Below are 12,677 nucleotides of genomic sequence, written 5' to 3'. Positions count from 1 at the left end.
TTTCGCAGGGTCAGAAACGGAACTGCGTACCCACATAGACCGCCTGATTGTCACGCTGGTCGTTGGTCAGCGGACCAAGGCGCTCATCGCTCGAATAGCGCACCCCGGCGGTCACATCGATATTACGGCTGACACGGTACCGCCCGCTCAGGTCCACTTCCTGTCCGGCGGCCGGTGCGCCAGCGCGCGGAGTTGCGCCCACGGGATCAGCGGCAACGCTGCTGACGCGCGAGGCAAAGCGCGACGGCCTACCTTCGCGTTCCTCCGGAGCGCGCACCTGCGGCAAATTGCGGATGTCGAGCCCACGCCCAACTTGCGGCAAAACAAATTTTTCAAAGCCAACCGACTTGCCCAGATTATAGGCGACGGGAGCAATTGTCACCGGTTGGCTAGCGCCGCCGACCAGCGCGCGCGTGCGGGCTGCGTCTCCGACGGGCGCGCCGTCGCGGGCACGCACCACCACGGTAATCGCGCGATTGGTCTGTCCGCTAGCAACGACCGGCGTAAAGCTGAAATTCTGGCGCGCCCGCTCGGACACCTGCGCATATCGGGCGATCAAGCGCGGATCCCCCGCGGCGGGCGTAAACTGACCGAGCAGTGCGTTTGACAGGCCGGTTTCGCGGATCCGGTCGGTGCGGCTCATTGCGGCCAGTGCGGGCGGAAGCGCAAGCGCAGCGAGGGCCGCAACCGCAACCCCCCGCTTCATCCAGTTTGCCCCACGCTCTGTCATTGTCACAAACGACTCCAGCCAACCTTTGTTACATAGGCGTTGGTGGCCATATTGCAAAGCGCGCTAACCAGAAAATTGGGGAGGTAAACCGGCAAGCTCGAGAATCCTGCCGTGCTGTTGCAATGAGTCCACACCTGCTGCAGTCCGCCCCGCTTGCCCGCCCCCGCGAACATGGCTAGAGCAGGCCACCAACAGGATCATGCGCCCGCCCGGCACGCGGCTACGCCAAGGAAAGACAAGATACAGCGATGATTCCCATGAACCAAGCAACCCGACTGATTGTGGCTGGCGCCGCACTCGCCATGCTGACGGCATGTGGCGGCAAGGAACGCCCGCGCGCCGATGTCGCTGCCTCGCAGGTTACCACTATCGGGGTGAACAGCTTTTTGTGGCGCGCTTCGCTCGACGCCCTGTCGTTCATGCCGTTGCTGCAGGCCGATTCGTCAGGCGGGGTTATCATCACCGACTGGTATGCCAATCCGTCGAACCCCAATGAACGGATGAAGGTCACCGTTTCGATCCTCGACCGCGATTTGCGCGCCGATGCGCTGCGCGTTGCGGCCTCGCGGCAGGTGGCGCAGGGCGGAACCTGGGTCGATGCACCGGTGCAGGCGGCGACCGTGCAAAAGCTGGAGGAGATCATCCTTACCCGCGCCCGCGACCTGCGCCAAAGCGCGATCGAAGGCTGAATTTCTTGAACTGAATATGCGGCCGCGTCCGACGGCCGAAAAGGATATCGCATGACCCGCGACCCGCGCTTCTCGCCGCTCGCCGCCGATGCGCGCTGGCAGGCAGCATGGGAGGCGTCGGCCAGCTTCCGTGCCGACGATGCCAGCCCCAAACCGCGCGCCTATGTGCTCGAAATGTTTCCCTATCCCTCGGGGCGCATCCACATGGGGCATGTGCGCAACTATACGATGGGCGACGTCATCGCGCGATTCAAGAAGATGACGGGGCACGAAGTGCTCCACCCGATGGGCTGGGACGCGTTTGGCATGCCAGCGGAAAATGCCGCGATGGAAAAGGGAGTGCACCCAGGCGGCTGGACCTATGCCAATATCGCTGCGATGCGCGGTCAGTTGAAACGCCTTGGCCTCGCTATCGACTGGAGCCGCGAACTCGCCACCTGCGATCCCGCTTACTATGGTCAGGAACAGGCGCTGTTCCTTGACCTGTTTGCCGCTGGCCTCGTCTATCGCAAGGAAAGCTTCGTCAACTGGGATCCGGTCGATATGACCGTGCTCGCCAATGAGCAGGTGATCGATGGGCGAGGCTGGCGCTCGGGCGCGCTGGTCGAACGGCGCAAGCTGTCGCAATGGTTCCTGAAAATCACCGACTTTGCCGACGATCTGCTCGCTGGCCTCGGCACGCTTGACCAATGGCCCGACAAGGTGCGGCTGATGCAGGAAAACTGGATCGGCAAGTCGGTTGGCATGCAGTTCGGCTTCCGCTTTGTCGGCGGCAAGCCCGCGTTCGACGTGTTCACGACGCGCCCCGACACGCTTTACGGGGCCAGCTTCACTGCGATTTCGCCCGACCATCCGCTCGCGGCAGACCTCGCCGCGAACAGCCCGGAGCTTGCCGATTTCATCGCCCGCTGCCGTCAGCAGGGGACCAGCGCGGCCGAGGTTGAAACCGCGGAAAAAATGGGTTTCGACACCGGCCTTGCGGTTGAACATCCGCTCGACCCCGCCCGGCATCTGCCCGTCTGGGTGGTCAACTATGTGCTGATGGATTATGGGACTGGCGCGATTTTCGGCTGCCCCGCGCACGACCAGCGCGACCTCGATTTCGCGCGCAAATACGACCTGCCGGTGATCCGCGTGATTGCCGATGGTGACAATAATGACCCGCATTTCACCGGCGACGAGGCATACACTGGCCCGGGCAAAGTGGTGAACAGCCATTTCCTTGACGGCATGACCATTGAGCAGGCCAAGGCGGCGATCATTGCGCGTGCCGAACATGACGGCTGGGGTAAAGGGACCACCGTGTGGCGGCTGCGCGATTGGGGCGTGTCGCGCCAGCGCTATTGGGGCACGCCCATCCCCTTCATCCATTGTGATGCGTGCGGCGTGGTGCCGGTGCCCAAGGATCAGCTGCCCGTTACGCTGCCCGACGATGTCAGCTTCGACATTCCGGGTAACCCGCTCGACCGCCATCCGACGTGGAAGCATGCCCCCTGTCCCCAATGCGGGCAGGCGGCGCGGCGCGAAACGGACACGCTCGACACTTTTGTCGACTCGAGCTGGTATTTTCTGCGCTTTGCCAGCGCGCCAGCTGATGCGCCGTTCGATCCGGCGGTGGTGCAGCGCTGGTTACCGGTTACCCAATATATCGGTGGGGTCGAACATGCGATCCTGCACCTGCTCTACGCCCGCTTCTGGACCCGTGCGCTCCAGCATATGGGCAAGCTAGACTTTGCCGAACCCTTTGCGGCGCTGTTTACGCAAGGCATGGTGACGCACGAAACATATAGCCGCGATCAAGGCCAAGGGCTGCCGCCGCTTTTTTTCACGCCGGATGAAGTTGACCGCTCCGCCGACGGCGCGAAGCTGCAGGCGGACGGTGCACCGGTTGACATCGGCCGCGTCATCAAAATGTCGAAGTCGAAAAAGAATGTCGTCGATCCCGACGCCATCCTCGACCAATATGGCGCCGACGCGGTGCGCTGGTTCATGCTGTCGGACAGCCCGCCCGAACGCGACCTGCCGTGGAGCGAAGCGGGGATTGAAGGCGCATGGCGCTTTGTCCAGCGGCTTTGGCGCCTGTTTGGCGAAGCAGAAAAGACCGGCGATGGCGGCGTCGACAGGCCGCTCGCTCGCGCTCTGCATCAGGCCATTGCGGGTTGCGCGCAGGATATCGAGGCACTGCAGTTCAACAAGGCGGTCGCCAAAATCCACGCGCTCGCGAATGCGGTCGAAAAGGCTGCCCCTTCGGCAACGCGGGCCGAAGCCTGCGCCACGCTCATCCGCCTAATCGCGCCGATGATGCCGCATCTCGCCGAAGAAGGCTGGGCCGGGCTGCCGCCTGCGTTGCGCCCCACCCTGCTTGTCGCCGATGCACCTTGGCCCGAGGTCGACTCCACCTTGTTGGTCGAGGATGAAGTGACGATCGCCATCCAGATGATGGGCAAGCTGCGCGAAACCATCACCGTGGCCAAGGGATTGCCGCGTGAAGAGCTGGAGGCCGCCGCGCTGGCCGCGCCGCGCATCATCGAATTGCTGGCGGGGGCGAGCCCTAAAAAGGTGATTGTCGTGCCCGACCGGCTGGTCAATATCGTCACCTGATGCGTCTGATTTTTCTCCTTGCTCCACTACTGCTGGCTGCTTGCGGGCTGCAGCCGCTCTATAGCGCAGGGGGCAAGGGCGTGGTTGCCGAAACACTTGCCGATGTCCGCGTCGCCCCGATTGAAGGGCAAGCCGGCTGGCTGGTGCGCAACGCGCTGCGCGACCGTCTGGTCGCGGCGCAGGGCGGCGAAGGACCGGGCGAACGCTTCCGTCTCGACATCAAGCTTGAAGATAGCATCACCGGCTTTGGCGTGCGCGCCGACGATTCGGTTACGCGCGAGCGCCGCACGCTTCGCGCGCGCTACCAGCTGGTCGAAGCAGCGACGGGCGAGGTGCTGCTCGACGCCACCGCCACGTCGGACGCGGGCATCGATGTTGTCGGCAGCGAATTCGCTACTATTGCGGCTGAACAAAGCGCTCAGGAACGCCTCGCCCAGGCTATTGCCGACCAGATTGTCGCGCGCCTGGCCGTCTTCGCGCGCCGCCGTGCTGCCGCGCCGGGGCGATGAAGGCGGAAAAGCCCGCCGACCTTGGCCGCCTGACCAGCCTCGGCGGCGGCACGCGGTTTTATCTGGTGGCCGGTCCCGACGAAGCAAGCTGCGCCGCGCTGGGCGCGCACCTCGTCGCCCTGGCCGGTGCCGATGCCGAGCGCATTGATCTGTCGAGCGACGAGGTAAAGCGCGATCCGGCGCGCCTCGCCACCGAAGCCGCGTCGCTATCGCTGTTCGCCGGAGCGCGGGTCGTGCGGCTGACCATTGCGGGCAGCGGCGATGACTGTCTGGATGCGGTGGCGGCGCTGCTCGCGGCCGACGCCGCACCCAATCCGGTCGTCGCCACCGCGCCGTCGCTCACCAAAAAGTCGAAACTGTTCAAGCTGGCGGAGGATTCGGCGCTGGTGCGCGCTGCCGTCTGTTATCAGCCCGACACGCGCGAGCTGGTCAGCATCGCTGTCGCTGCGGCCCGCGGCGAAGGGTTGCAGCTCGGCGGGCGCGAGGCGACGATGCTGGTTGAAATGGTGGCCGGCGACCAGCAATTGCTGGTGCGCGAGATAGAGAAACTGGCGCTCTATCGCGATGCCGCGCCCGACCGCCAGCGCGCAGTGGTGGCCGAAGACATTAGCGCTCTGGGCGCGGGCATTGATGAGGAAGATATCGGGGCCTGTGTCAATGTCGTGCTGGGCGGCAAGGTTGCCGAATTGCCCGCCATGCTGGCCAGCGCCGAAGCCGTGGGGGTCGCAGATATCCGCCTGTTGCGTGCGCTGGCCATCCGGGTGCAATTGCTGGCGCGGCTGCGCGCCGAGGTCGACGGAGGCCAGCACCCGCGCACGTTGGTTAGTGACAAACGCTATGGCATCTTCTGGAAAGAGGTTGATGCCGTCACGGTCCAGCTGCGGCTGTGGGATGCGATCCGGCTGGCGCGGCTGATGACCTTGCTTCTGGGCTGCGAACGCGCCCTCAAGGCATCGGGCACAGCGGGGTCGGTGCTGCTGCGGCGCCTGCTCGTCGATGTTGCTCGCCAAGCCGCGCGGGCGCGGTAAATCAATCTCCGGTCATCCCAGAATTGATCCGGGACGACGATACTGAAGCCACTTGGTCGGGCTGACCTCCAACCTTACTCATATTCTACCGAAATCGGAATACGCCCGCGGTAGTTGCCGTCGCCGTCGCTCGCCACGGTCAGCCGCCCGCCAAAGCGAAAGCGCAGCCGCCCGTTGGGGCCCAGTCGCGGCGCCGGGCCGAGGTCGGTCACGACATCAACCACGCGGGCGCTGCGCCCTTGATCGCCGTCCAGCAGGATTTCCGCGGGAATTGCGATGCGGACGGCGCGACCCGGCGTGCCGCTGATCATGGCTTCGCCGGACAGCGCCATGCCGCCCAGATCGCGCACGTCACCGCCCAGCCGCCGCTGCCCGCTTACCGGATCGACCGTTACGCTACCGCCGCTGCGTCCAGTGGCCACGCGGCTGAAATCCAAGGCAGATGAAATTTCGATGCGCAAGGGCAGTTCGTCGCTCGCCGGGACCGGCCGGTTGGCGCTGGCACCGCTTTGGTCGCACAGCAGGCACGGCGCGGCGCTGACGGACGGCCAGAACAGCACTGCCGGAAGCAGCGAAAGGGTCAGACGCAATATCACGGTATCGGGCTTGGCACATCATGGTTAACCACGCGTAACCACCGGGCGAGCAGGCGTAACCCGGCGGCCCCTTGCAGCGAACCCGCTGAGCCCCGATATGCGGGTTGCTCCAGTCACGAAAGGCTGACCCATGACCAAACCCAAACCGCTCGACCCCATGGCCGAATATGTGCTGCGCGAAGGCGGCACCGAACGCGCCTTCACCGGAAAATATAATAATTTCAAAGGTGACGGTATGTTCCACTGCGCCGGTTGCGGCGCGCCGCTGTTCGACAGCCAAACCAAATATGACAGCGGCTCGGGTTGGCCCAGCTATACCGCGCCTGCCGACGAAGCAGCGGTGAAGGAACTGGCCGATACCAGCCACGGCATGCGCCGCGTCGAGGTGCGTTGCGCGCGCTGCGAAGGCCATTTGGGGCATGTCTTTCCCGACGGTCCCGGGCCGACCGGGCTGCGCTATTGCATCAACAGCGCCGCGCTTGACTTCGCCGCGCGCGACGCGGATGACGCGGGCACGGGCACTGATTAACGCGGCATAAAGCGAGGCTGCGTCAAGGCCACACCGGGTGATGGACAAAAGGATGATGGCTTTTGCGCGGTGAACGGCGACAATTGACGGGCGGCGACGCTGGTGGCCGCAGTGTGAAAAAACCCACCGCGCCGCGCCCCGACGATGTGCCGCCGACCGGTTGGCGGCTGTGGTTGCGCCGCCTCGTCCGTTGGGGTCTGGGTGCGGGCTTGGTTGCTTTTGTCGCACTTGGCGTCGCGGTGGGCATCGCGGTGCAGCGCATCCCCAGCTTTGAACAGCTGAAGGGCACCCCGGCGGGCCAGACAATTCGCGTGCGCGCGGTCGATGGCACCGTATTCTTCACCCTCGGCCCTAACTACGGCCGCTGGCTGCCCTTGTCCGAAGTGCCGCAGGTGATGCAGGATGCGATGGTCGCGGTTGAGGATCGGCGCTTTCGCTATCACCCTGGCGTCGATCCGGTCGGAATTGCGCGCGCCGTCACGGTGAGCGCGACCGGCGGCGGTCGGCTGCGCGCCGTGTCCACCATCTCGCAGCAACTCGCGCGGAACCTGTTCCTGTCGAACAACCGCAGCTATGTCCGCAAATTGCGCGAAGCCGTGCTGGCGATGGCGCTCGAATGGAAATTCTCGAAGGACCAGATTCTCGAAATATACCTGAACAAGGTGTACTTCGGCGGCGGCAGCTATGGCATCGACGCCGCCTCACGCACCTTTTTCGGCCACAGCGCGACTGAAATGTCGCTGTCAGAGGCGGCGGTAGTCGCCGGGCTAGTGAAGGCCCCGTCGCGCTATGCCCCCACCGCCGACCCGCGTGCTGCGCTCGGCCGCGCCGGCGTCGTTTTGGACGTCATGGTTGATGCCGGTTTTCTGACTGCCGCAGAAGCCGCCAACGCCAAGCCTGCAAATGTCAAAATGGCGCAGGAAAGCGGCCAAAATAGCGCGCGCTATTTCACCGACTGGATGCTTCCCCAGCTCGATCTGGTCATCGACGAAGGCACCAAGGCGCTTGATGTTTGGACCACGCTCGACCTTAATCTCCAGCGCGCCGCCACCAGCGCGATCCAGGCCAATGTTCCGCGCGGGGTGCAGGGCGCGCTGGTCAGCCTTGACCGTGACGGCGCAGTGCGGGCGATGGTTGGCGGCACCGACTATGTCAGCTCCAATTATAACCGCGCGACCCAGGCCGTGCGGCAGCCGGGGTCGGCGTGGAAATTGTTCGTCTATCTGGCCGCGCTCGAATCCGGGCTGCGCGTCGATGACAAGGTGGTCGACCAGCCAGTGACGATAAACGGCTGGAGCCCTCGCAACGCGACCGGGCGCTTCTCGGGCGAAATGACAGTGCGCACCGCCTTTGCCAATTCGATCAACACCGTGGCGGCGGTGATCGGCGATGAAATCGGCTTTTCGGCGGTGGCGGGCATGGCGCGCCGCTTTGGTATCACCACCCCGGTCAATACCCAGCCCTCGATGGTGCTCGGCACGGCCGAGGTTCGCGTCATCGACATGACCGCCGCCTTTGCCGCGGTTGCGCGGCGCGGCGTGTCGGTCGAGCCCTATGGCATCACCAAGGTTGCGACGACCGAAGGGGAGCTGCTTTACCAGCGCAAGCCGCAAGCGGGCCAACGGCTCGTTGATGATTGGGTTGCGGCGGGGATCACCGACCTGCTGCAAACTGCGGTCAACACCGGCACCGGTCGCGCCGCGCAAATCGGCCGCCCGGTCGCTGGCAAGACCGGCACCACGACCAGCAACAAGGACGGCTGGTTCCTTGGTTTTTCCAGCGGTCTTACCACCGGCGTGTGGATGGGCCGCGACGATGCCAAAGCGGTCGGCGGGCTCCAAGGCGGCCGCGCCCCGGCACAGGCCTTTGCGCAATATATGCGCATCGCCGTCGCGCGCCGCCCGGTCGAGCCCTTTGACACCGAGGTCGTACTGCCCGAATGGCAGCTGGAAGAAGACGGTGAGGCCTACTTTGGCGAGCCGGGGGCTGAGGGTTATGTCGACGAAAACGGCATGCCGATCGAGTTGCCCGTCGAACCGGAGGCGGGCGAAGGCGGGGAATTCGTCGCCCCGCCCAAGGAGCCGGTCGAACCAAAACTCGACGAAGATTGGCTCAACGAACAAACCGGAGGCGGGGGCGCGCAGCCTCCGCCCCGGCCCTAGCCAAAGCGGTAGCGGTGCAGTTCGCGCCCGTTGGCTTTCAGCCAGCGCCGGGCGCCCGCCACCGGAGCGCCGTTGAGAACGTCGACCAACGCGTGAAACTCCGGCCCATGGTGCATGTGCACCCGGTGCGCCACTTCATGCGCCACGGTCGCGCGGCGGACCGCGTCGGGTGCCATGATTAGCCGCCAGCTATAGCGTAGCCGTCCGTCGGCGGCACAGCTGCCCCAGCGACTCCTTGGATCGCCCACCGCGACGCTGGCGATGGCAATGTCATGCGCGGCGGCGATGGTACGGCTTTCGGCATCAAGCAGCGCCAGCGCTTCGGCTTTCAGCCAGCGTCCGATCCGCGGGCCCACGGTTTCGGCGGGGCCGCCCAGCATCAGCGCCGCGCCGTCGTCCACCACCCTGCGCGCCCGGCCCGCGTCCCACTCAACCCGGCGCAGCGTTCCGCGCACGGGCAGGCTGACCCCGGCTGTTACCGCAATCGGGCCCTCGTCGCGCGCCACTTGCCCCGCGATCCACCCTTGCTGGTCCTTAACCCACGCCAGCGCCTGCCGTTCGCTCGCGCGGCGCGGGATGGTCAGGCGCAGCTCGCCGCGCACGGCGTCAAACACCAGCCGGTACCGCCGCGCGGCAGAGTGGCGCACGAGCCGCAACGGCCAGTCTTGCCCCGCAACGGCGATATGCAGCGCCTCAAACTTCGCGTTCGACAAGATGCTGCTCCAGCGGCCCGGCAATGGTTTCGCTCACTGTCCAGCCGACAATCGACTGCCCTGCACGGTGCACGGCGCCATGGTCCCCGCTTTCCAGATAATGCCAACTGGGCAATGGCAGGCCATCCGCGCGCAGCCGGTAGGCGCAGGTCAGCGGCAGCCACGCGATCTCGTCAATCTTGTGGCGGCTCAGCGCCAGGCAATCGGGCACATGGCGCTTGCGGTTTGGATAATCGCTGCAGCGCGCCGTCGCGGGATCGATCATTCGGCACACGACATTGGTGGGATAAATCCGGCCCGTATCCTCATCTTCCAGCTTGTGGAGGCAGCATTTACCACAGCCGTCACACAGCGCCTCCCATTGCCCGGCGTCCAACGTATGCAGCGGCGCATCCCACCAACGGGTCGCCGCGCTCATTTGACCCAGCGGTCAAGTTCGGCGGCGACCAGCGCGGGCCGCCCCTCGTCGTCGGGCGTGCTGATGTCATCGATGGGGAGCAACGCCAGCGGCTCGCCCTCAGGCCCCATCAGATAGGCGAGCTGCGTATGTGCCATCAGATAGCGGTCGGGGGCGGAGCCCTCCTGCTTCTTATATGTCACCAGAAACGCCTTGGCTGCCTCGGCCACCGCCGCATCGCTGCCGGTCAGGCCCAAGAGGCGCGGATGATAGCGCGCAACAAACGGCGCCAGCGCTTCGGGCGTGTCGCGCGCAGGGTCGATGCTGATGAAAATCGGCGCGACCTTTGCCCCGCGCTCGGGGTCGATGCTCTCGAACTGACGCAGCCCCGCCATCAGCTTCTGCAAATCGACCGGGCAGACATCGGGGCAAAAGCTGTATCCGAAATAGATCAAGCGATATTGCCCTTTAAAGTCACTATCGCGTACGGTTTTGCCGCTCTGGTCGGTCAGCATGAACGGGCCGCCAATGGTCGCACCCTGCAGCGGCGGTTCGGGCGGCGGGCCTGAACAGGCAGCGCTCAACAGCAGGATAGGCGCCAGCACACCCGTTCCTAGCATCACCCTTGCGTGGCGGGGGGCGAAGGCCCCATATAGTCGGTTCATCATGCCGCCAGCCTTGCTGGTGTAAGGCGGCAAAATCAAGCATTCGTCAGGTGGCCCCATGCTGCGATTTTTCCGTTTTGCCCGTTTTGCCCTTCCCGCCCTCGCCGCGGCGCTGCTCCTGCCCACCAGCGCCGCCGCGCAATTTTCGGACAGTTATAATTTCCTCAAAGCCGTGCGCGAACGTGACGGGGCCGAGGCGAGCAAGTATCTGAACGACGAAACGACCCGCGTTATCAATACGCGCGATACGTCGAGCGGGGAAACGGCGCTCGCCATCGTCATCAAGAACCGCGACCTTAGCTGGACGCGCTTCCTGCTCGCCAAAGGCGCCAATCCCGGCATCGCCGACCGCCAGGGGATGACGCCGCTCATGCATGCGACGCTTCTCGGCTTTACCGACGGCGCTGAAGCGCTGCTGGGGCGCGGCGCGCAGGTCGATCAGGCCAACAGCCGCGGCGAAACCGCGCTGATTCTGGCGGTGCAGCGCCGCGACGCGGCAATGGTGCGCATGCTGGTCAAACGCGGAGCGAATCCGGACAAAACCGACCATATTGCCGGGCTGTCGGCGCGTGACTATGCCAAGCGTGACGATCGCACCGGCACCATGCTGGCGCTGCTCGACGCAAAGGACGAAACCACCAGGCCGCTGGGGCCGGTGTTCGGACCGAATTGACCGGTTCAATGTAATTCTAACCTTGTAAATCACACTGTAGTGTGAAACAGAAACGCATCTCCACAGTGGAAGGTGTGTATCATGTCGACCGAACTCATCACCCGCCTTCGCGGCCTCGTCACCGAAGGCGGATTGTCGCGCTCGGGGCTCGCCCGTGCGGCGGGGTTGCATGCCAATACCTTGCGCGATCTGGACCAGCCCGACTGGAACCCCACCGCCGACACGCTGCGCAAGCTCGAAGCCTATTTGTTCGACAGTGACGACACGCCCGCGCTCGTCCCCATCGAAGAAATCATCGAGGAAGCGCGCAACGGCCGCATGTTCATCCTGGTCGATGATGAAGACCGCGAGAATGAGGGCGACCTTATCATTCCCGCGCAAATGGCCACCCCCGATGCGATCAACTTCATGGCGACGCACGGCCGCGGGCTTATCTGCCTCGCCATGACCCGCAGCCGGGTCGACCAATTGGGGCTCGACCTGATGAGCCGCTCGAACGGCACCCGCCACGAAACCGCCTTCACCGTGTCGATTGAGGCGCGCGAAGGCGTGACAACGGGTATTTCGGCGCACGACCGCGCGCGTACCATTGCGGTGGCCATCGATGCAGGCAAATCGCGCGACGATATCGTCACGCCGGGCCACGTCTTTCCGCTGGTCGCGCGCGACGGCGGCGTCCTGGTGCGCGCGGGGCATACCGAGGCGGCGGTTGACGTCGCGCGGCTAGCCGGGCTCAACCCGGCGGGCGTGATTTGCGAAATTATGAAGGACGACGGCACCATGGCGCGGATGGACGATCTCGTCGCCTTCGCGCGGCTCCACAAACTCAAAATGGGGACGATCCGCGACCTCATCGCCTATCGCCGCAAACATGATCACCTCGTCGAAAAGCGCGCCGAAATGACCTTCACCAGCCGCTGGGGCGGCGACTGGAAGGCGATTACCTTTTTCAACAAGGCCACCGGCGATGAAACCATGGCGCTGGTCAAAGGCCATATCGACCCCGGGCAGCCGACACTGGTGCGCATGCACACCATGTCGATGTTCGTCGATGTGTTCGGTGAAACCAACGAACGCGCAGGGCTGTTGTCGCGCTCGATGGAAATGATTGCCGAGGAAGGGCGCGGCGTGCTTGTGCTTATCAACAAGCCGATGCAGGGCATCGTCTCGCGCTTCATGGCGCTGCGCGCCCAAGGCAAAGCGGCGGGCGACCCACAGGTGGAGGAGCTGCGCGATTACGGTGTCGGTGCGCAAATCCTCGCCGAACTGGGGGTCCACGACATGGTGCTGCTGACCAACACACACCACAGCTTGGTCGGGCTCGACGGTTATGGCTTGTCGATCGTCGGCGAACGCGCCATTCCCGGTACCGGAGGCGAATGATT

13 protein-coding genes are annotated in these 12,677 nt (G+C 64.7%); 8 read left to right on the top strand and 5 right to left on the bottom strand.

Annotated elements, in window-relative coordinates; genetic code table 11:
• Window positions 1–10: 10 nt before the first annotated feature.
• Window positions 11–643, bottom strand: a complete 633-nt coding sequence (locus AC2TC0_RS02030; RefSeq protein ID WP_484715820.1) for a hypothetical protein — start codon at window positions 641–643, stop codon at window positions 11–13.
• 335 nt (window positions 644–978) lie between these two features.
• On the opposite strand from AC2TC0_RS02030, the gene AC2TC0_RS02025 reads away from it, so the two are divergent.
• Genes AC2TC0_RS02025 through holA form a run of 4 tightly spaced genes read left to right on the top strand, consistent with a single transcriptional unit; the run spans window position 979 to window position 5,557 of the window.
• Window positions 979–1,419 carry a DUF3576 domain-containing protein gene (locus AC2TC0_RS02025; RefSeq protein ID WP_484715819.1) on the top strand — a complete coding sequence of 147 codons (441 nt, stop codon included), beginning with the start codon at window positions 979–981 and terminating at the stop codon, window positions 1,417–1,419.
• 51 nt (window positions 1,420–1,470) lie between these two features.
• A complete protein-coding gene (leuS, locus tag AC2TC0_RS02020) occupies window positions 1,471–4,020 on the top strand; it encodes a leucine--tRNA ligase (protein WP_484715818.1) in 2,550 nt (849 codons plus the stop codon).
• Complete coding sequence (gene lptE, locus AC2TC0_RS02015) at window positions 4,020–4,529, top strand: LPS assembly lipoprotein LptE (protein WP_484715817.1); 510 nt, start codon at window positions 4,020–4,022, stop codon at window positions 4,527–4,529. Before leuS ends, lptE begins: the two co-directional genes overlap by 1 nt.
• Window positions 4,526–5,557 carry a DNA polymerase III subunit delta gene (holA, locus tag AC2TC0_RS02010; protein ID WP_484715816.1) on the top strand — a complete coding sequence of 344 codons (1,032 nt, stop codon included), beginning with the start codon at window positions 4,526–4,528 and terminating at the stop codon, window positions 5,555–5,557. The genes lptE and holA overlap by 4 nt, the downstream gene beginning before the upstream one ends.
• Before the next feature lie 74 nt (window positions 5,558–5,631).
• Here holA and AC2TC0_RS02005 read toward each other — a convergent pair whose 3' ends face one another.
• The gene (locus tag AC2TC0_RS02005) at window positions 5,632–6,153 is read right to left on the bottom strand and encodes a DUF4402 domain-containing protein (protein ID WP_484715815.1); all 522 of its coding nucleotides are present in this window, start codon (window positions 6,151–6,153) and stop codon (window positions 5,632–5,634) included.
• 130 nt (window positions 6,154–6,283) lie between these two features.
• Here AC2TC0_RS02005 and msrB point away from each other — a divergent pair, with 130 nt between their 5' ends.
• Window positions 6,284–6,682: a peptide-methionine (R)-S-oxide reductase MsrB gene (gene msrB, locus AC2TC0_RS02000; RefSeq protein WP_484715814.1), complete on the top strand. Its 399-nt coding sequence runs from the start codon at window positions 6,284–6,286 to the stop codon at window positions 6,680–6,682.
• 113 nt (window positions 6,683–6,795) lie between these two features.
• Window positions 6,796–8,844 carry a transglycosylase domain-containing protein gene (locus tag AC2TC0_RS01995; protein ID WP_484715813.1) on the top strand — a complete coding sequence of 683 codons (2,049 nt, stop codon included), beginning with the start codon at window positions 6,796–6,798 and terminating at the stop codon, window positions 8,842–8,844.
• Here the strand turns inward: AC2TC0_RS01995 and AC2TC0_RS01990 are convergent.
• Genes AC2TC0_RS01990 through AC2TC0_RS01980 form a run of 3 tightly spaced genes read right to left on the bottom strand, consistent with a single transcriptional unit; the run spans window position 8,841 to window position 10,574 of the window.
• Window positions 8,841–9,557 carry a M48 family metallopeptidase gene (locus AC2TC0_RS01990; RefSeq protein WP_484715812.1) on the bottom strand — a complete coding sequence of 239 codons (717 nt, stop codon included), beginning with the start codon at window positions 9,555–9,557 and terminating at the stop codon, window positions 8,841–8,843. The genes AC2TC0_RS01995 and AC2TC0_RS01990 overlap by 4 nt on opposite strands.
• Window positions 9,538–9,975, bottom strand: coding sequence for a YcgN family cysteine cluster protein (locus AC2TC0_RS01985; protein WP_484715811.1), 438 nt, complete (start codon window positions 9,973–9,975; stop codon window positions 9,538–9,540). The genes AC2TC0_RS01990 and AC2TC0_RS01985 overlap by 20 nt, the downstream gene beginning before the upstream one ends.
• Window positions 9,972–10,574: an SCO family protein gene (locus AC2TC0_RS01980; RefSeq protein WP_484716456.1), complete on the bottom strand. Its 603-nt coding sequence runs from the start codon at window positions 10,572–10,574 to the stop codon at window positions 9,972–9,974. The genes AC2TC0_RS01985 and AC2TC0_RS01980 overlap by 4 nt, the downstream gene beginning before the upstream one ends.
• Window positions 10,575–10,677: 103 nt before the next feature.
• On the opposite strand from AC2TC0_RS01980, the gene AC2TC0_RS01975 reads away from it, so the two are divergent.
• A complete protein-coding gene (locus AC2TC0_RS01975) occupies window positions 10,678–11,292 on the top strand; it encodes an ankyrin repeat domain-containing protein (RefSeq protein WP_484715810.1) in 615 nt (204 codons plus the stop codon).
• Between the two features lie 81 nt (window positions 11,293–11,373).
• Window positions 11,374–12,675: a 3,4-dihydroxy-2-butanone-4-phosphate synthase gene (ribB, locus tag AC2TC0_RS01970; RefSeq protein WP_484715809.1), complete on the top strand. Its 1,302-nt coding sequence runs from the start codon at window positions 11,374–11,376 to the stop codon at window positions 12,673–12,675.
• The last annotated feature ends 2 nt before the right edge of the window (window positions 12,676–12,677 follow it).

This window comes from Sphingopyxis sp. sgz302558, from assembly GCF_057220455.1.
Note: the sequence above shows the minus strand (reverse complement) of the source record. Positions and strands in the feature narration are given on the sequence as shown.

Excerpts from the sequence above, each read along its gene's own strand:
- lptE (WP_484715817.1), top strand. The coding sequence starts at position 4,020 with ATGCGTCTGATTTTTCTCCTTGCTCCACTACTGCTGGCTGCTTGCGGG.
- AC2TC0_RS02030 (WP_484715820.1), bottom strand. The coding sequence starts at position 643 with ATGAGCCGCACCGACCGGATCCGCGAAACCGGCCTGTCAAACGCACTG.
- AC2TC0_RS01985 (WP_484715811.1), bottom strand. The coding sequence starts at position 9,975 with ATGAGCGCGGCGACCCGTTGGTGGGATGCGCCGCTGCATACGTTGGAC.
- holA (WP_484715816.1), top strand. The coding sequence starts at position 4,526 with ATGAAGGCGGAAAAGCCCGCCGACCTTGGCCGCCTGACCAGCCTCGGC.
- msrB (WP_484715814.1), top strand. The coding sequence starts at position 6,284 with ATGACCAAACCCAAACCGCTCGACCCCATGGCCGAATATGTGCTGCGC.
- AC2TC0_RS01975 (WP_484715810.1), top strand. The coding sequence starts at position 10,678 with ATGCTGCGATTTTTCCGTTTTGCCCGTTTTGCCCTTCCCGCCCTCGCC.
- ribB (WP_484715809.1), top strand. The coding sequence starts at position 11,374 with ATGTCGACCGAACTCATCACCCGCCTTCGCGGCCTCGTCACCGAAGGC.
- leuS (WP_484715818.1), top strand. The coding sequence starts at position 1,471 with ATGACCCGCGACCCGCGCTTCTCGCCGCTCGCCGCCGATGCGCGCTGG.
- AC2TC0_RS01980 (WP_484716456.1), bottom strand. The coding sequence starts at position 10,574 with ATGCTAGGAACGGGTGTGCTGGCGCCTATCCTGCTGTTGAGCGCTGCC.
- AC2TC0_RS02025 (WP_484715819.1), top strand. The coding sequence starts at position 979 with ATGATTCCCATGAACCAAGCAACCCGACTGATTGTGGCTGGCGCCGCA.